The following is a 17,285-nucleotide window of genomic DNA, read 5'->3' on the forward strand; positions in this document are numbered from 1 at the left end:
CGGGCGAATAATGATTCACTGATACGCGGCGGATACGAAAAAGATGATGCCAAACCGCCAAAGGCGCAATGGAGCCATAAAAAACAAATAACGATAGCTAATAATCTAAAATCATAATGGTTTTCCGTACCTTTGGCCCATGCCAGAAAAAATCATTATCCTTGATTTCGGCTCCCAATATACCCAACTGATAGCACGCCGGGTGCGGGAACTGAATGTATATTGTGAGATACATCCATACAATCACCTTCCCGAATTCGATACTGGTGTAAAGGGAGTAATTCTTTCGGGAAGCCCTTATTCCGTACGTCAAGAAGAGGCACCTCAGATCGATTTCCGTTCGCTGCAAAGCCGGTTTCCCTTACTGGGCGTATGCTATGGCGCGCAATATATTGCACAGCACTCGGGTGGCGAAGTGGTGGCTTCCACCATCCGCGAATATGGGAGAGCTAACCTTCATTATGTGAACCACGCGAGTGCGCTGCTAGCGGACATTCCTGCTGCCTCGCAAGTGTGGATGTCGCATGGCGATACCATTGCCGTTATCCCGTCTGATTTTGAGGTTATTGCTAGTACAGAAAGTGTCAAGGTAGCGGCCTACCACGTAAAAGGTACGCAAACGTATGGCATCCAATTCCACCCTGAAGTAACCCACAGTACGGACGGTACGACGCTGTTGAAAAATTTCGTCATAGACATCTGTGGCTGTACGCCATCGTGGACGGCCGATGCGTTCGTAGAAACGGCGGTATCAACACTTAAAGAAAAGTTGGGTAACGACCATGTAATCATGGCTTTGTCCGGCGGTGTAGATTCAACTGTAGCCGCGGTGCTGTTGCATCAGGCAATTGGCAAAAATCTCCATTGCATCTTTGTAGATCACGGCTTATTGCGTAAAGACGAATATGAACAGGTGCTTGAGTCTTATCGGCATATGGGGCTCAATATCAAAGGAGTGAATGCCAAGGAGCGATTTTACCAAAAGTTGTCTGGTGTAAGTGAGCCTGAACACAAGCGCAAGATCATCGGCGCTGCGTTTATCGACGAATTTGACACGGCTGCCCATGCAGTGCAATCCGAACTTCCAGCAGGTATTGAGGTAAAGTGGCTGGGACAAGGCACCATTTATCCGGACGTCATTGAGTCTGTATCTGTCAACGGTCCTTCAGCTACAATTAAATCGCACCACAACGTGGGCGGGCTGCCCGATTTTATGAAGCTGAAGGTGGTTGAGCCACTCAACACGCTTTTTAAGGATGAAGTGCGCAAGGTTGGCAAAGCACTAGGCGTGGCGCCCAACATTTTGGGAAGACACCCATTTCCGGGACCGGGATTGGCAATCCGGATATTGGGTGAAATCACACCCGAGAAGGTACGGATTTTGCAAGAGGCTGATGACATCTATATTCGTAACCTGCGTGAATCTGGTTGGTATGACCGTGTGTGGCAAGCCGGTACGATTTTCCTGCCGGTGCAGTCAGTAGGCGTGATGGGAGATGAGCGTACATACGAACATGTGGTTGCACTACGCGCGGTCGGGTCACTTGATGGCATGACCGCCGATTGGATACACCTGCCTTATGAGTTACTGGCAAAAATATCAAACGAAATAATCAATCACGTAAAGGGGATAAATAGGGTTGTATATGACATTAGTTCAAAGCCTCCGGCTACGATTGAATGGGAGTAGGTTTTTAGCCATAACAATGGTGATGTCGCTCTTCGTCCTGGGCTGTACCCCCAAGGTGCGGGTATTACGCGGACCCGACAGCAAGACGCCGCCGCCTGGTAAGGAGACGCCGGCCGTCAAGGACAAGCGGGAAGAAAAACCGGTGGAGACAGACAAAGTAGATGTGAATAACATTGCGCTGCTCCTGCCGTTCGAATTGGATAAGGCCAATCCGCATGCACCAAGTGCTGCGGATATCAAACGCTCGGCGCTGGCACTGGACTTTTACCAAGGATTCAAGGTGGGACTGGATGTGCTTGCCGACGAAGGGGCCAATTTTAAGCTTAACGTGTTGGATACGCGCGATGATGCCAGCCAAAATGCCCGCATTGCAAAGCTGGAAGAAGTGCAACGTGCCGCACTGGTGGTGGGGCCGATCTACCCAAAGGAAATACAGGTGTTTGGGTTTAATGCATCACTCGGCGAAGCATTGCAGATTTCTCCTCTTGCAGCAAGTATGCCCTCGGAGTTCAACCTGCCCAATCTGGTGACCATAACGGCACCCATCACGACACATGTACGCGCGTTGGCCATGGATATCGCAAAACAGTACCAAACAGGAGACGTGGTTATCATTTATGACACGCAAGATGCGGCAAGCCGGCAATTCCTGTCGCCGCTCAAAGCAGAAATCCAACGGTTGAAGAAGGATATTAAGGTCGTGGAGGTGCAAGATGAGGAGCGTTTAGAAAGTACGGTGCTTCTTGGTGGCCGCAATCTTGTGGTGCTGGCCACGACCAACAGATACCAGATATCGCCGGTCTTAGCGAACCTAAGAAAGTTACACGATGAACTTTCTTACCAAATTCAACTGTACGGCCATCCGAACTGGGTGAAATTGGATTTCGATGACTCCCATGGGCTGGGCGCATTTAATACGCGCATCACCACCTCGTATTATGTTGATAAATTGGACAATGTTGTGCGTAGGTTTGATCAGCGATATTATGAACAATTTGGTGTGACGCCCACCGAGTTTGCCTATAAAGGCTATGACGCGGCTTATTTTTTCGGCGGCTTATTAGCAAAATACGGGACCGAATATAAGAAGCATATTCTCAAGGAAAAATACGTCGGTCTCCACAATGCATTTGAGTTTGAGTATAATCCGGCCTGGGGATATGTGAACCAAGCGATCTCCATTTTACAATACCGGAACGGAAACTTCCAACCGCTGGATTAACTACTGTTCTGCATGTCGGTTGAGAAACGCATAGGTCAGCAAATACGCATGGTTGAACGGCTGTTAGCGGAGTACAAACAGATGTCTGGCATACCGTTAGCGCGTTTTCTTACCGGGTTTCACAAGAGAAACCGGCAGATGGGCTCCAGGGACAGGCGGGAAATCTCGCGCCTTGTTTATCGCTACTTCCGGATAGGCCATGCTGCCAGTCAGTCGGAGTTGCCCATGCGGCTGGCTATAGCTGATTTTCTATGCGATAGTGAAAGTGTGGTGGCCCCGTTACTATTGCCTTCAGTATACCCGGTAAAACATGCTACTTTTGAAGAGAAAGTGGCGTTGTTGGAGGAGCACACTCCGTTTCGTCTGGCGGAGGTATTTCCTTTCTATGAAAGATTATCGATGGGAATTGACACGGCGGCGTATACCAAAAGTATGTTCGTTCAGCCTGATCTGTTTATCCGCTTATACCGAATGCATGCCAAAGCGGTGGTTTCCGTGTTAGCCAGCGAAGGCATCGAATATGAGCTGCTGGATCGATGTACGGCCGTACTTCCAAACGGAACGGCGCTGGAACGCGTCGATGGTATTTCCGGCAAATACGAAGTGCAGGATTATTCATCGCAGCAAACAGGCGCGTATTTCAATGCCGAACCGGGTGAGAGCTGGTGGGACGCATGTGCGGGGGCGGGAGGAAAGTCACTTTTGTTGCTGGACAACCATCCGGGGGTAAACTTATTGGTGTCAGATGTGCGCAACAGCATTCTCCGGAACCTCGACGGGCGTTTTCAGCGCGCAGGCATTAAGACCTACCGACGGAAGATCATCGATCTAACCAAAGATACAACGGCTATCCTCGGTAGCGAACGGTTCGATGGTATCATCCTCGATGCGCCGTGCTCAGGCTCGGGTACGTGGAGCCGGACTCCCGAAATGATTTCATCGTTTGATACTGGCGCTATCAGGCGATTTGCAGACCAACAGAAGCAGATTGCAGAAAATGTGATCAACCACCTCAAACCGGGAAAGCCCCTCGTTTACGTCACTTGCTCGGCGTTTGCAGCAGAGAATGAACAGGTGGTTGCATATCTGCAGCAAGGCGGTAAGCTAAAACTGGAGTGTGCCGAAGTGCTGCATGGCTACCGCCGCCGCGCGGATACAATGTATGTTGCTCGGTTGATCAAAATGTAAGTGCACGGCTATGTCGTTTATGCGGTTTCCGAAAGCAACCGTTCCAATTCATTGGCAGGAAACACGCCGGATTGACGCCACCTGACCTGTCCGTTTTTGAAAATAATAAGTGTCGGGACTCCGCGTATCTGATATTTAGCGGCTACTTGTGGATTTTTGTCCACGTCGATTTTGATGATCACCGCTGCATCGCCGATCCGCTGTTTCACTTCTTCCAGTATTGGGGCTTGCGTTTGGCATGGACCGCACCACGTAGCAAAGAAATCCACCAGTACAGGCTTGCTGCCGTTAATTAGCTCATGGAATGTGTTCATTTTTCAACCGCTATGAATGGTTTGTGGTAAATCTACTTAAATATAAAAAAATGTGCAAATTTATTAGAAGGATTACGCCGCTCATTAGCACCCAATCAATGTATCGGCTCTCCCTGTAAGGGACAAAATGTGCCATTCAAACGGTGGAATTGGAATAAAAGCGTTACCTTTAAGACCATGAAGAAGATCACGTATATCACGGTCGCAGCCTTGGCCTTGTCTACGTCAGGCTGGGCGCAGCAAGGGGATGTCAACTACGACGAATCCAAAGTACCTGCTTATACGTTGCCGGCGCTGCTGGTGACCGAGAGCGGGCAGCAGGTCACCACCGCCCAACAGTGGGAGCAACAACGGCGGCCCGAGATCTTGGAGCTCTTCACCTCCCAGATGTACGGCCGTACGCCCGATGATTCGGGCATTACGGTAAGTTATGAAGTGCTGACCGAAAACACGGCGGCGTTGGGGGGCAAGGCTACCAGCCGGCAGGTAAAGCTCATTTTCAGCAACGGCGAGAAAACGCTGGAGGCTCTCCTGCTGATGTACTTGCCCAATCACGTGGCCGGCAAGGTGCCGCTATTCGTGGGTTACAACTTCAAGGGCAACCACAGTACCACGCCGGATACCACTATTCTGTATTCTAAAAACTTCGCCCTGGTCAGGGAGCCCGGGCATCCTGACTGGGAGCGGGGCTGCCAGACCAACCGGTGGGCCTATGACGACATCATCGGCCGGGGGTACGGCCTGGCAACCATGTGTTACCACGATATTTTCCCCGATAGGCCCGGCTTGAAGCGCCACAGCATCGTTTCGCTCTTCCCCGGCTATGGCGTGGGCAAAAAAGCGCCAGACGAGTGGCAGGCTATCGGCGCGTGGGCTTGGGGATCAAGCCGTATGCTCGACTACCTGGCTACCGACCCCCGTGTTGATATGGAGCGCATCGCCATTATGGGCCATTCGCGGCAGGGTAAGGCCGCGCTGTGGGCCGGTGCGCAAGACACCCGCTTCAAAATTGTCATTTCCAATAATTCCGGCGCGGGAGGCGCCGCCCTTTCCCGGCGGAGGTATGGCGAAACCATCGCCATTGTGAGCGGCATCAAGCCTGCATGGTTCTGCGCTGCGTTTGATCAATATCACGAGCGCGAAGCGGACATGCCGTTTGACCAGCACCAGCTCATCGCGCTCATGGCCCCGCGGCCCGTGTACGTAGCCAGCGCCGAAGGTGACCGCTGGGCAGACCCCAAGGGTGAATACCTGTCTGCTTATCACGCCGGGCCTGCCTATGCACTGTACGGCTTGAAGGGCCTTCCCTCCGCCACGCCACCGCCCCTTCACCAGCCCATAAAAAACCATGTCGGCTACCATATCCGCGCGGGGAAGCATGATGTCACCCGCTATGACTGGCAGGCCTTCCTAGATTTCGCCGATGTACATTTTGGTAAGCCAGGCGCGTTGCAGTAGTATGTTTTTTAGTGTTTCCGGCGTCGTTCCAGTGCCACTCAAAAGCCGAAGGTGCACATCAGTTAACGTTTTCGTTTATTCCATGGCCGGCAACTTACGATACAGATGCCTATCTTTGACTAGCGAATGGATAGCGCCCTGCTTCGCGTTGCGTTGCTTTTAGCAATATATGAATAAAGAATATCAAAAACTTCTGTTCCCATACGCCTACAATATTTTGGGATCAGCGGATGAGGCATTAGATGCCGTGCAGGACGTGTTGCTGAAGTTCCTTACCTTTTCGAAGAAAGAAGGGATCTCCGACGAATGGAATTACCTCATCCGAAGCGTTATTAACCGGGCTATCAATATAAGAAACCGGAAAAAGGAGCTTAGACAGGACGATGTTTGGTTGCCCGAACCGATAGCTACTGAGCGCGCAGATAGCGACGTTTACCTAAAAGACATTCTTTCCTATTCATTGTTGGTTTTACTGGAACGACTTACGGCGCAGGAGCGCGCCGTATTTATCTTAAGGGAGAGTTTTGATTACAGCCATCAAGACATCGCGGAAACGTTAAATATTAGCGAAGATAACTCGCGCAAACTGCTGAGCCGCGCAAAACGTAAACTCAAAGTAAATACAAGCGAAGTCTGCGAGCCTAACAGCAAGAAAGCAACTGCGGCAGAACTTCTAGAAAAATACATTGGGGCCATTCGAAGCAAGGAAATCGCTAATGTCGAGGAGCTACTCGCAGAGGACATCTTGTTTTATGCAGACGGGGGAACAAAATTAAATGTTGTCAAAAAAATGTGTGTTGGAGCACGCGATGTCGCTGAATTACTGGTATTTGTTTATAATAACTACCAAGTCAGCTATCGCATTTCGGTCGGGGAGGTAAACCACCAGCCTGCAATGTTCTATTATGATGGGAGTCAGCTAAAAGCCTGTCAAATATTTGAGACATCGTCCAACGGAAAAAGAATTACACAAATCAATTCGGTTGTTGATCCGGATAAAATCAAGCATCTTCATCTTCAATAAAGGAAGATTGTCACATTTATTCATCATTTTTTGTCTTATAAAAAAGACAATCGCAAGATGAAAACACAAGGTATGACATTAATGATTTTATTTGCCATGGGAAGTTTTGAAAGCAATGCACAACCGTCTAAGGCGGAACGCACTGGACACACATCGGAAATAGCGCAAATTCTGACGGATCGCTTGACCAATAATCCGGTAATCGTAAACGAGGGTGAAGGGGAAACGCTCGAGATAATGGGCTCTAAACTCTCCTTTAAACTCACAACGGAGACGACCCACAATCAGACGGGGCTGTATGAAGTCACATTAGCACCACAGGTTACCGGAGCGAAGTTGCACTACCACCGCTTCATGGATGAAACATTTGTGGTTACTCAAGGCACACTGACGATTCAGTTGATTGACCGGGAGGTTGAAGTGGCTAAAGGAGGGGTTGTACACATACCGCGGTTTACCCCTCATGGGTTTTACAATGGTACATCCCAAGAAGTCAAAGCCCTGATGTTGTTTAATCCACCGCAACAGCGGGAGGACTTTTTCAGAGGAATGAAAATGGTGCTTTCCGAAGATCCGGTGGATCCAGCTAAATTTTTGCAATTGTACCACAAATACGACAGCCATCCTATTGATGAGTCCGAGGCAGCCGACGTGCTGCAGCGGATAAAAACGGATGTGACCGCGGGCCCCCTTCCGGAATCTGCACGCTAAGTTGGCCAAAAAGCACCCGGACTGGGGTGCTTTTTACATGTGTCTCCGAGAGAGGCGCGATTATAGCGGTGCTATTTGTAGAACGATTTCTCGAACGCCGCAAATTCGCTCTTTTTCAGCACGAGCCTTCTGAAAGCCCCATGGAAAAACCCTGTACCGTAGCCGACAAGCTGCACATAGCTTGTCACCACTGCAAGCAACCCGATATACAGACTTCGATTTCTGACCGAGGCATCCAATAGGATAAAGGCGGCATGGAACAGCAAAAGTAAGAGGGGATAGGGGGTAACGACTGCCGATAAAATCAATATCAGGGCTATCCCGGCCGTAAACACGGCAGGGGCGGTATGGACAATCTTTAGGGAGCCGCGGTGCCGCTTATACAAGTTGATCCTTGCAATTCCTGAATTGAACACCTGTTTGAAGAAGCGGCGAAGATTGGTTCTTCGTCGATGGTAAACATAAGCTTCCTTTATAAGTTGCGTACGGAACCCCTTATCGGTGATCCGTACGCTCATGTCTATGTCCTCACCGAATCGCATCGTCGAGAATCCTCCAGTTTCGTCAAACACGCGACGGGAAAATCCCATGTTGAAACTACGGGGATGGAACTTGCCGAGCTTCTCGCTGCCACCCCTGATGCCGCCAGTTGTGAAAAACGAGGTCATGGAGTAGTTTATCGCGCGTTGCAGGGGCGTGAAATCGTCCCGTGCTTCATCCGGCCCACCAAATGCATCGGCAAAGTTTGTTGAAAGGTTTTGCCTTACGACCGAGATATATTGGGGGGGTAAAATGCAATCGGAATCCAAAAAAATAAAGTAATTTCCGCGTGCGTTCCGGCACCCTTCGTTGCGGCTAAGTCCGGGTCCGGAATTTTCCTTGTACACATACTTGATGTCCAGCTTGTCGCGGTAAGCTTCCACTTCATTTACGCAGGTGCATGAAGATCCATCTTCCACGACTACCGTCTCGAATGCAGTGTCAGTTTGCTGGCATAAGCTTTCCAGCAGCGAGCGGACTTCCGATGGTCTGTTGAACACAGGGATGATGATGGATATTTCCATATCGGAATCGCTATAGGACAGTGTCACCACTTCGTTCAATGAAGCCATCCTTCCGGCTTCCATGGAAAAATTCAGTCCATTGTGCACCCGATGTTTTGCCGGTTTGAGAATCAAAATCGTTTAACGCCCTTAACTTCATTTCAGGAAAAAAAGGGAGCACCTCACCCGTTACGATAATCATCTGAATAGTTTCCGCATAAAGCTGACGTTTTTCTGCAATGAATCCCTTTGGCAATGGTGAAACTGGGTGTTTAAATTCCATAATGCAAATTTGTAAAAAAAATCGGAATCCATTGAACCGCGGTGTGATGCCAATTGTTGCGGTTGACGAAGCGTGTACTTAATAAAAAAAGTGCGATTTCACGAAGGAATCGCACTTTTTTAAGTGCCCGGAGAGAGACTCGAACTCTCAAGGGACTGCTCCCAACGGCTTCTGAGACCGCAACGTTTACCAATTTCGCCATCCGGGCGGCACTTTGATCCGCTGTTCAGATCGGGATGCAAATATAGCGTTTTAATTGAAAACGGAAAATTGAAAAGTTAATTCCAATTCCCATTGTCAATCATTCCCTACTCTTCCTCATCGTCTGTGTGCAGGATGTCCTTGTGTGCTTCCGGTCGGTAAGTGGCTTCCAGAGCGGCGAGTTTCTTTTTGCCATAGGCCATTTTCGTGATCAATACAAACAACACCGGTACGATGAAAATGGCAAATAATGTGGCGATAAGCATGCCGCCGAATACCGTCCAGCCGATGGTTTGCCGCGCGATGGCACCGGCACCGGCAGAATACATCAGCGGGACGATGCCCAGAATGAATGCGAATGACGTCATAATGATCGGCCGTAGCCTTAATTTTACGGCTTCCAGTGTAGCCTTCAATAGTCCCATGCCGATGTCTACCCGTTCTTTTGCGAACTCTACGATCAGGATAGCGTTTTTCGCTGCCAAGCCGATTATGGCCACTAGACCGATCTGGGCATAAATATTGTTATCCAGCCGCGGGAGGAAGGTGAGTGCCAGAATAGCACCGAATATACCGAGTGGCACGGATAGCAGGATGGAAAATGGTACTGACCAGCTTTCATATAGGGCCGCCAATAAGAGGAAAACGAAGATGATACACAAGGCGAAAATCATCAGCGTCATATTGCCCGCTTCTCTTTCCTGCAAACTGATTCCCGAAAACTCGTAGGTGAATCCTGCGCCAAGCGTCTCAGCGGCGGTCTCCTCTAAGGCTTGCAAGGCATCGCCACTGCTGTAGCCGGGCGCGGCGCTGCCCATCACTTCGATAGACCGAAAAATGTTGAAGTGGTTGATGATGGACGGGCTTTCCACGATTTCATGTGATACCAATGTACTGAGTGGTACGGAGCTGCCTTGCTGGTTCTTGACGTACAATTTGCTGATATCTTCAATACTCATGCGGAATGCGGTGTCCGCCTGAGTTACGACGCGAAAGTTTCGGCCATACCGTGTAAAGTCGTTGACGTAGCTGCTGCCGAGGAACGAGGAGATGGTGCTGTAAACGTTAGAAACGGGTACGCCCATCCGTTTCGCCTGTTCGCGGTCCACTGTCACCAGGTAGTTTGGGGTATTCGAGTTAAACAGTGTATAGGCCATGCCGATTTCGGGGCGTTGGTTGGCCGTTGCAAGAAAACGGCCTACTTGCGCCTCAAAGTCCTTGATGTCACCGCTGCGTTGGTCTATCAGCTGGATACTGAAGCCGCCGCTGGTGCCTAAACCGGGAATCGCTGGCGGGGACACAGGCATGATCGTCGCTTGTTGGAATCCCTGATACTTTCGTTGCATGGCAGCGATCACATCCTGGGCCGTGCGATTCCGTTCCTCCCAAGGGTGTAGCTGGATGAAGAATGTGCCGCCATTGGGCTTAAACGAACGGTTCAATAGGTTAATTCCCGAAATACGCATTACATTTTTGATTTCCGGATTGTCTTTCCGCAGCGAGTCGGACATTGCGTCGAGGACGTCAGACGTGCGCTGTGATGAAGCACCTTCAGGTAGCGTGACACCGACCATCATGATGCCGGCATCTTCCGTCGGGATAAAACCTGTCGGCTTGGCCGAAAACAGACCTAAGGTACCAACGTAAATACATACTAGGAGGATGATAACCAACGGCGCCCTTTTGATAGCTACCCGCACGCCGTTAGAATACCGTTTAGTGACCCTTGCGAACCAGATGTTAAACTTGTAAAACAACCGATTGATCCCCGTTGATTTTTCGTTCAGCTCCGAAGGCTTGAGCAGAAGTGAGCACAGAGCGGGAGTGAGGGTCAACGCAACAAAGGCCGACAACAATACTGAAACAGCGATCGTGATCGCAAACTGCTGGTATAGTTGGCCCACCATGCCTGGGATGAAGCCGACCGGCACAAATACGGCGGCCAAAATCAAGCCGATGGCAATGACGGGTGCAGTAATTTCCTTCATGGCGCGCCTCGTGGCTTCCGGTGCCGGCAACCTGTCGTTGTCGATGTAATGCTGCACGGCTTCGACAACCACAATGGCGTCGTCTACCACAATACCAATGGCCAGCACAAAGGCGAGCATGGTGAGGTTGTTGATCGTAAAGCCGAAGAGTTGGAAGAAAATGAAAGTACCGACGATGGAGACGGGAATAGCCAGTAAGGGTATCAGCGTTGCCCGCCAGCTTTGCAGGAAGATGAACACAACCAGCGTAACCAATATAAGGGCTTCGATCAATGTGTGGAGCACGTTGCTGATAGACTCCTGGATTACGGTCACCGTTTCATAGTTGACCACGTAGTCCATATCGCTGGGAAAGTCGGCTTTTAACTGCTCAAGGGCTGCATAAATGCCTTCAGCGGTTTCCACCGCATTACCGCCGGGCATTTGGTTTACCATCATGCCGGAAGCGGTGACGCCGTTAAGTTTGTTGGTGATAGCATAGGCAAACTCGCCCAGTTCCACACGGGCGACGTCTTTCAGGTATACGAGTGATCCGTCTGCGTTGCTTTTTACGACAATCTGCTCAAACTGTTCTTCTTCATTCAGGTCGCCGTCGAGAATGACGGGATACTCAAACACTTGGGTGTTCATTTGCGGGCGTGCGCCAACGGTACCGCCCGGCATCCGGATGTTCTGCTCTTGAATGGCAGCGTTGATGTCAGCTGGGGTAAGGCCGAGGTTAGACAGCTTGGTTGCATCTAGCCATATGCGCATACTGAATGGCTGGCCAAAGGCCATCACGTCTCCCACACCTTTGACCCGCATCAAGGCATCGCGAACATATAGATTGGCATAGTTTGCCAGAAATTTCTGGTCGCGCGTCCCATTCGGCGATATCAGTGAAATCATCATCAACGCATCGGTATTCGCTTTACGGGTAACCACACCGAGTCGGCGAACAGCTTCCGGCAGGGCCGGTTCGGCTATCCCTACTCGGTTTTGCACATCCAAGGTAGCGATGTCAATGTCGGTACCCACATCGAACGTAACCGTGATGGCTGACCGTCCGTCGGCCGTGCTGTTGGATTGCATATATGTCATCCCCGGTGTGCCATTGATCTGGCTTTCGATCAGCGTGGTCACCGTCTGTTCCACGGTTTGCGCATCCGCACCCGTGTAGGTTGCCTGTACCTGTACAGTGGGAGGCGTGATGTTTGGATACTGGCTGACTGGCAGGGTGGTAATCGAAATCGTCCCAATCAGGGTAATCAGGATGGAAATGACGATGGCGGTAACCGGTCTTCTTATGAATACTTCTGAAATCATGTTGATGCTGTCCTAAATGCTTGATAGTTGTTGTTGGGCGTTATTTTGTCTGCCCTGGTTGGGTTACCTGTACCCTAGCGCCCGGCCGCAGGTTGATGATGCCGTCGGTCACTACAGTCTCTCCTTTAGCAAGCCCTTCGGCAATCACCACGCGGTCGGCGACCTTCAGCCCTAGCCTTACGCCGCGCTGCTCCACGGTGCTGCTGTCGGTGACGACATATACAGACGTTTGTCCAAGTTGCTCGGTGACAGCCCGGTAAGGAATGACCAGTTGTATGCCTTCAGGCTGTACACGTACGTTTACCGTCGTATTCATCCCCGGCAATAGTGTCCTGTCATTGTTGGGGAAGCTCGCCCTTACGGTGATCGTTCCTGTTGTGCGGTCTACCGCCCGGTCGATAGCCGTGATCCTGCCGGGGTGTGTGTACGGTTTGCCGCCGGGCAGATTAATTGTAATAATGGAGTCGCGCACCACTGTCTCTGAACTTTGCAGCGCAACGAAGCGGGATACCTGGCTTTCACTCACTGGAAAGTCAACGGCAATGGGATCCATAGACGAAATAGTGTTGAGCAGGGTAGTCCCAGTGCTGACCAACGCTCCCATACGTACCTGAGAAATGCCAACGGTGCCATTGAACGGCGCGAATATTGTCGATCGGTTCAAGTTGGTCCGTGCTGTGGTTAATGCGGCTTTGGCAGCCAATACCTGCGCTTCGGCGTTTTCCAAATCCGTTTCTGCGTAGTCCAACGTTTGCCGTGCAATGGCATCCTGTTCTGCTAATTTGCGGTAACGCGCCACATCGCGCTTAATTCTAGAGAGGTTCGCTTCTGCAATTGCCAGGCTAGATTTGGCTTGGTTTACATCCGCGTCGTAACGGGTGCGGTCTATTTCATAGAGTTTCTGCCCCTTGGTTACCGTAGCGCCATCAGCAACAAAGATGCCCGTAATGTACCCGCTCACCTCGGCGCGCAATTCGGTTTCATTGAGCGCTACGACGGTACCAGGATACCCTTCACGACCGACGACGGTTTCTTCAGTCACGGTACTGGTGGACACAGGGATGGCTTGCGGACCTGCCGCCTGGTTTTGCTGTTGTTTGTTGCCACAGGCTGCTACCATGCCTGCGCCAATCAGAAGAATCGTTGCGATGTTATAGTTGTTCATATCAATTATGTTCAGGGTATGCAATGGTTTTATATGCTTCCTTCCGAGGTCAATTGCCGGCATCTACAATGCCCAGCGCACGCTGAACGTCCAGTTTGCCGGACAATACGGCAAACAGTGCGTTGAGGTAATTAATCTGCGAAGTGCGGAGATCTGTTTCGGCGGTCATCAGATCCAGATACGTCTTGATTCCTTCATCGTACTGCAGCTTGATCGTGTTATACACTTCTTCGGAGAGGACTACATTCTGCCGCGCTACCCGCCAGTCGTTGAGGTTGGCTTTATACGTTGCGATGGCCATCTCATACTCCGTGTTAATCTGGTTTTCGAGATTGACGATATCCCAATCGAGGCGCTCTTCCTGCAGCCTCGATTTGCGGACCTCCTGTATTCTTCTGGTACCTTGAAAGATCGGGACATTAAGTGTAAGCCCGAACACCGAACGTGGATAATCCACATCGAACAATGCCGAGAAGCGGTTTTCTCGGTAGTCCCATGCATAATTGTAGAACGCCGACAAATTGGGCAGGAAGGTCCATCGGTTGTATTGGGTGTTGATGGTTTGAAGTTGCCGCAAGGTCTGGAGTTGTTGGTATTCGATCCGGTTCTGGCGGTTTACGGTCATCGTCGTATCCAGCAAGATTTGCTCCTCCATTGACGCATTGTCGAACGACAAGGTCAACGGCTGCTCTGCTCTGAGTCCAATGAGTTCCTTAAGGTAAGCATACTTGTATTTCAACACTTCGTTTACCCGCTTTAACTCAGCCCGCGTGTTACTCAGCGAAATTTCGGCCCGCTTGTAATCCGTTTTATCCACAATGCCGGCGTCGTAGCGGGCCCGGGCGTCATTCAGTTGTCTTTCCAGGCGGGCTATGTTTTCCCTAATGATATTCAGCTGTTCTTCGCTGGTGAGGATATCATAATAGCCCTTGCTTACTTCAACCACCGTATTGATCCGGCTGTTTTCCGTGTTCTGAGCGTTTTGCTGCCGAATATATTTCGCGGCTTTTGAAGCCTGTAATAAGCCCGGATTTAGGATTTGCTGGTCAGCTTGGAACACCAGCGCGCTGGTGTGGTTTTGGCCCGCTTGTATAATCTGGTCGCCAATCACTAAAGTAGGAATAATGATATTCCGGTTATAAGTGGCGTTGGCACTGATTTGGGGAAACCACCCTGAGAGTGCCGATGCAATGTCCCGCTCACCGATTTCTTCATCCAGCAACGCCTGCTGAACAGATGCCCGATTGTTCAATGCGAAGTCGATGATCTCTTGTAAGTCTGCCTGCTGCGGTGGCGTATCACGAGCCACTTGCGCAATCGACGTAAGCGAAGCGCTATGGTAGATGATTAAGATTAATATGCTGTATGCCAGTTTTTTGAGAAACATATACCTTGTAATATTTTTATAGTGTGAATCAATTTTTAATGCCATCCCAGATAATGCCGACCATTTTCTTTAAGTCTTCTTCTTTAAATGTGAAACGGCCATTGATATGTCTTTTAGCCGTAGCAGATACCGTACCGACGAATGCTGCGCTGATGATGTTGATGTCCAAAGGTTTAATGTGTCCTTCGTCCACTCCCTGTTTCAGAAAGTTGGACATTTCATCCTGAAAGTACACGCATTCTTCGCTGTAGAGTGTTTTGACATATGGTGAAGAAAAAAATTGTTCCATAAAACTCAACACTTCCGGATGTTGGATGTAGTGCTCCACGAGATTCATCCAAATCGTCATAAACCGACGGGGGTAGCTGAGTGCGCGCTCATCTTCTCTGAAGATGGCGTTCAGCATCCGCTCTTTGCTGTAACGAAAAAGCTCAACGATGAGTTCTTCTTTCGACGCAAAATAATGATAAATGGTGCCCGTGGCCACGCCGGCTTCCTGAGCGATCTGGCTCATGGGCGTGCCGTGAAACCCAAACTCCCTAATCAGCCTCAGCGTACTTTGATAGATAGCCTGTTTCTTTTCCGCCGCAGTGTTTAATTGAACGTTCATTCGGTTGGCAAAGGAAAACATTATTTGTGACAGTTTGCCGTCAATACCGATTATTAACGAAAATTTGACAATCACGGTCAAGTGGTCAGCACCGAGAGTGAGTGACGTAGATTTCCGTTTTCGTTTTCATGGCGCTACTGAGTGAGTTTAGGGCGTTCTATACTTCTTCAACGAGCCATTCCAATACGAGGATTGAAATAATCCAGTTAAAATGCGTATTTTTGCATATTATTAGTATATTAATTAATAGACGTTGACATTTAGCGATTTTAATTTTGAGAGCCGCCTCTTTGAGGGGCTGGACAGCATGGGTTATAAAACACCCACGCCAATACAGGCTGAAACCATTCCGATTATTAAAAATCAGCACGATCTGATTGCATGTGCGCAGACAGGCACGGGTAAGACTGCTTCCTATTTGTTGCCGGTGATGGATGCGATATGCGGTATGGACAAACGGCCGCCCATCAGTGCACTGGTGCTGGCTCCTACGCGCGAATTGGCGGTGCAGATCGACCAGCAGGTGGAGGGACTGGCCTATTTCACAGGAATCACGTCCATCGCCATTTATGGCGGTGGCGACGGCATAGGGTATGAACAGCAGCGCCGGGCGCTGAGGGAAGGGGTGGATATCGTTATAGCAACGCCGGGACGGCTCATCGCACATATGAGTTCGGGCTTGGTGCGGCTCGACGAAATCAAGTTTTTAGTGCTTGACGAAGCCGACCGTATGCTCGATATGGGGTTTAAGGATGACATCAACCGTATTGTGCGGCAAGTATCAGCAGAAAGACAGACCATGCTCTTTTCGGCTACAATGCCACCTAAAATACGGACGTTTGCCAAGACACTGCTAAAAAACCCCAAGCAGGTTAATATTGCGATATCGAAACCTGCTGAGGGAATCGTGCAACAGCAGTATAGAGTGGCAGACTATCATAAAACAGCGCTGTTAAAACAAATACTTCAAAGTGGTGACTACCGAAGCATAATCGTTTTTTCATCCACCAAGGAGAAAGTTAAAAGCTTGGGCAGGGAGCTCAGTAAATTGGGCCTGGACGTTGAGCCGTTTCATTCTGATTTAGAGCAGGACACGCGAGAGAAGATTTTGCTCCGCTTCAGAAATAAGCAGTTGCCCGTCTTGGTTGGTACCGATGTGTTATCTCGAGGTATTGATGTGGAAGGCATCGACCTGGTCGTCAATTATGATGTACCCCCAGATCCGGAAGACTATATTCACCGCATCGGGCGCACGGCGCGCGCGGAGCGCACCGGTACGGCCATTACTTTTGTGAACAGCCGCGACAGCCGGCGTTTTTCAGCGATTGAGCAGCTGATGAATAGGGAAGTAGAGCAAGTGACGCTGCCGCAAGGGATGGAAGTTGATTCACGACCATCGGAGCCCGATAAGCGGAGAGGCGGAGACTACACCAGGAAAAAACACAAAGGGGGACGGAAACCTGAGCGCCCGGCACAGGCGAAGGCAGAACAAGGCGACGGGGGAGCAGCTATTGGTGCTGCAGAAAGGAAAGCAGACGGAGCAGCTACGCAGAAAAAAAAGCGGCACTTTAAAAAGCGGAGGGGGCCGAAGCCGGACACCCCGGGCGCGACGAACACGCCATCCAGCCAGGCGTCTTGATGACTGGCTGAGGGTGTACTGCAGTATTGTTAAAGTTTTGTAATTAATAATCGAATT

At 50.1% G+C, this 17,285-nt stretch carries 14 protein-coding genes and 1 tRNA gene; 7 read left to right on the plus strand and 8 right to left on the minus strand.

Annotated features, from left to right (window positions below):
- The first annotated feature begins 139 nt into the window (after positions 1-139).
- The 3 genes from guaA to ACFOET_RS05050 are packed head-to-tail and all read left to right on the plus strand — an operon-like array spanning position 140 to position 4,100.
- Positions 140-1,690: a glutamine-hydrolyzing GMP synthase gene (gene guaA / locus ACFOET_RS05040; protein WP_379020219.1), complete on the plus strand. Its 1,551-nt coding sequence runs from the start codon at positions 140-142 to the stop codon at positions 1,688-1,690.
- Positions 1,691-1,712: 22 nt separating this feature from the next.
- Entirely contained in the window at positions 1,713-2,912 is a 1,200-nt protein-coding gene (locus ACFOET_RS05045; protein WP_379020221.1) for a type 1 periplasmic-binding domain-containing protein, read from the plus strand.
- A gap of 12 nt (positions 2,913-2,924) precedes the next feature.
- Positions 2,925-4,100: an RsmB/NOP family class I SAM-dependent RNA methyltransferase gene (locus ACFOET_RS05050; protein ID WP_379020223.1), complete on the plus strand. Its 1,176-nt coding sequence runs from the start codon at positions 2,925-2,927 to the stop codon at positions 4,098-4,100.
- A gap of 17 nt (positions 4,101-4,117) precedes the next feature.
- Here the strand turns inward: ACFOET_RS05050 and trxA are convergent, their stop codons facing one another.
- Complete coding sequence (gene trxA, locus ACFOET_RS05055) at positions 4,118-4,414, minus strand: thioredoxin (protein WP_379020225.1); 297 nt, start codon at positions 4,412-4,414, stop codon at positions 4,118-4,120.
- Positions 4,415-4,591: 177 nt separating this feature from the next.
- Between trxA and ACFOET_RS05060 the strand changes: the two genes are divergently transcribed.
- The 3 genes from ACFOET_RS05060 to ACFOET_RS05070 all read left to right on the plus strand — a co-directional run bounded on the left by ACFOET_RS05060 (position 4,592) and on the right by ACFOET_RS05070 (position 7,607).
- On the plus strand, positions 4,592-5,872 hold the full coding sequence (locus tag ACFOET_RS05060) for an alpha/beta hydrolase (RefSeq protein WP_379020227.1): 1,281 nt from the start codon (positions 4,592-4,594) through the stop codon (positions 5,870-5,872).
- Positions 5,873-6,041: 169 nt separating this feature from the next.
- Complete coding sequence (locus ACFOET_RS05065; RefSeq protein WP_379020229.1) at positions 6,042-6,896, plus strand: sigma-70 family RNA polymerase sigma factor; 855 nt, start codon at positions 6,042-6,044, stop codon at positions 6,894-6,896.
- Between the two features lie 72 nt (positions 6,897-6,968).
- Positions 6,969-7,607 carry a cupin domain-containing protein gene (locus tag ACFOET_RS05070; protein WP_379020231.1) on the plus strand — a complete coding sequence of 213 codons (639 nt, stop codon included), beginning with the start codon at positions 6,969-6,971 and terminating at the stop codon, positions 7,605-7,607.
- Positions 7,608-7,678: 71 nt separating this feature from the next.
- On the opposite strand, the gene ACFOET_RS05075 is transcribed toward ACFOET_RS05070, so the two are convergent.
- The 7 genes from ACFOET_RS05075 to ACFOET_RS05105 all read right to left on the minus strand — a co-directional run bounded on the left by ACFOET_RS05075 (position 7,679) and on the right by ACFOET_RS05105 (position 15,589).
- The gene (locus tag ACFOET_RS05075) at positions 7,679-8,719 is read right to left on the minus strand and encodes a glycosyltransferase (RefSeq protein ID WP_379020233.1); all 1,041 of its coding nucleotides are present in this window, start codon (positions 8,717-8,719) and stop codon (positions 7,679-7,681) included.
- On the minus strand, positions 8,682-8,933 hold the full coding sequence (locus tag ACFOET_RS05080; RefSeq protein WP_379020235.1) for a hypothetical protein: 252 nt from the start codon (positions 8,931-8,933) through the stop codon (positions 8,682-8,684). The genes ACFOET_RS05075 and ACFOET_RS05080 overlap by 38 nt, the downstream gene beginning before the upstream one ends.
- A gap of 124 nt (positions 8,934-9,057) precedes the next feature.
- Positions 9,058-9,141: transfer RNA gene (locus ACFOET_RS05085), tRNA-Leu, on the minus strand.
- A gap of 100 nt (positions 9,142-9,241) precedes the next feature.
- Positions 9,242-12,427: an efflux RND transporter permease subunit gene (locus ACFOET_RS05090; protein WP_379020237.1), complete on the minus strand. Its 3,186-nt coding sequence runs from the start codon at positions 12,425-12,427 to the stop codon at positions 9,242-9,244.
- Positions 12,428-12,467: 40 nt separating this feature from the next.
- Positions 12,468-13,592 carry an efflux RND transporter periplasmic adaptor subunit gene (locus ACFOET_RS05095; protein ID WP_379020239.1) on the minus strand — a complete coding sequence of 375 codons (1,125 nt, stop codon included), beginning with the start codon at positions 13,590-13,592 and terminating at the stop codon, positions 12,468-12,470.
- A gap of 49 nt (positions 13,593-13,641) precedes the next feature.
- On the minus strand, positions 13,642-14,979 hold the full coding sequence (locus tag ACFOET_RS05100) for a TolC family protein (RefSeq protein WP_379020242.1): 1,338 nt from the start codon (positions 14,977-14,979) through the stop codon (positions 13,642-13,644).
- A gap of 28 nt (positions 14,980-15,007) precedes the next feature.
- Positions 15,008-15,589, minus strand: a complete 582-nt coding sequence (locus ACFOET_RS05105; protein ID WP_379020245.1) for a TetR/AcrR family transcriptional regulator — start codon at positions 15,587-15,589, stop codon at positions 15,008-15,010.
- 253 nt (positions 15,590-15,842) lie between these two features.
- On the opposite strand from ACFOET_RS05105, the gene ACFOET_RS05110 reads away from it, so the two are divergent.
- Positions 15,843-17,228: a DEAD/DEAH box helicase gene (locus ACFOET_RS05110; RefSeq protein WP_379020247.1), complete on the plus strand. Its 1,386-nt coding sequence runs from the start codon at positions 15,843-15,845 to the stop codon at positions 17,226-17,228.
- The last annotated feature ends 57 nt before the right edge of the window (positions 17,229-17,285 follow it).

The organism is Parapedobacter deserti (assembly GCF_042646065.1).
In the GTDB taxonomy this organism is placed as follows: Bacteria; Bacteroidota; Bacteroidia; order Sphingobacteriales; family Sphingobacteriaceae; genus Parapedobacter; species Parapedobacter deserti.

Excerpts from the sequence above, each read along its gene's own strand:
- ACFOET_RS05060 (WP_379020227.1), top strand. The coding sequence starts at position 4,592 with ATGAAGAAGATCACGTATATCACGGTCGCAGCCTTGGCCTTGTCTACG.
- ACFOET_RS05100 (WP_379020242.1), bottom strand. The coding sequence starts at position 14,979 with ATGTTTCTCAAAAAACTGGCATACAGCATATTAATCTTAATCATCTAC.
- ACFOET_RS05045 (WP_379020221.1), top strand. The coding sequence starts at position 1,713 with ATGTCGCTCTTCGTCCTGGGCTGTACCCCCAAGGTGCGGGTATTACGC.
- ACFOET_RS05070 (WP_379020231.1), top strand. The coding sequence starts at position 6,969 with ATGACATTAATGATTTTATTTGCCATGGGAAGTTTTGAAAGCAATGCA.
- trxA (WP_379020225.1), bottom strand. The coding sequence starts at position 4,414 with ATGAACACATTCCATGAGCTAATTAACGGCAGCAAGCCTGTACTGGTG.
- ACFOET_RS05075 (WP_379020233.1), bottom strand. The coding sequence starts at position 8,719 with ATGGCTTCATTGAACGAAGTGGTGACACTGTCCTATAGCGATTCCGAT.
- guaA (WP_379020219.1), top strand. The coding sequence starts at position 140 with ATGCCAGAAAAAATCATTATCCTTGATTTCGGCTCCCAATATACCCAA.
- ACFOET_RS05050 (WP_379020223.1), top strand. The coding sequence starts at position 2,925 with ATGTCGGTTGAGAAACGCATAGGTCAGCAAATACGCATGGTTGAACGG.
- ACFOET_RS05090 (WP_379020237.1), bottom strand. The coding sequence starts at position 12,427 with ATGATTTCAGAAGTATTCATAAGAAGACCGGTTACCGCCATCGTCATT.
- ACFOET_RS05065 (WP_379020229.1), top strand. The coding sequence starts at position 6,042 with ATGAATAAAGAATATCAAAAACTTCTGTTCCCATACGCCTACAATATT.
- ACFOET_RS05095 (WP_379020239.1), bottom strand. The coding sequence starts at position 13,592 with ATGAACAACTATAACATCGCAACGATTCTTCTGATTGGCGCAGGCATG.
- ACFOET_RS05080 (WP_379020235.1), bottom strand. The coding sequence starts at position 8,933 with ATGGAATTTAAACACCCAGTTTCACCATTGCCAAAGGGATTCATTGCA.
- ACFOET_RS05105 (WP_379020245.1), bottom strand. The coding sequence starts at position 15,589 with ATGAACGTTCAATTAAACACTGCGGCGGAAAAGAAACAGGCTATCTAT.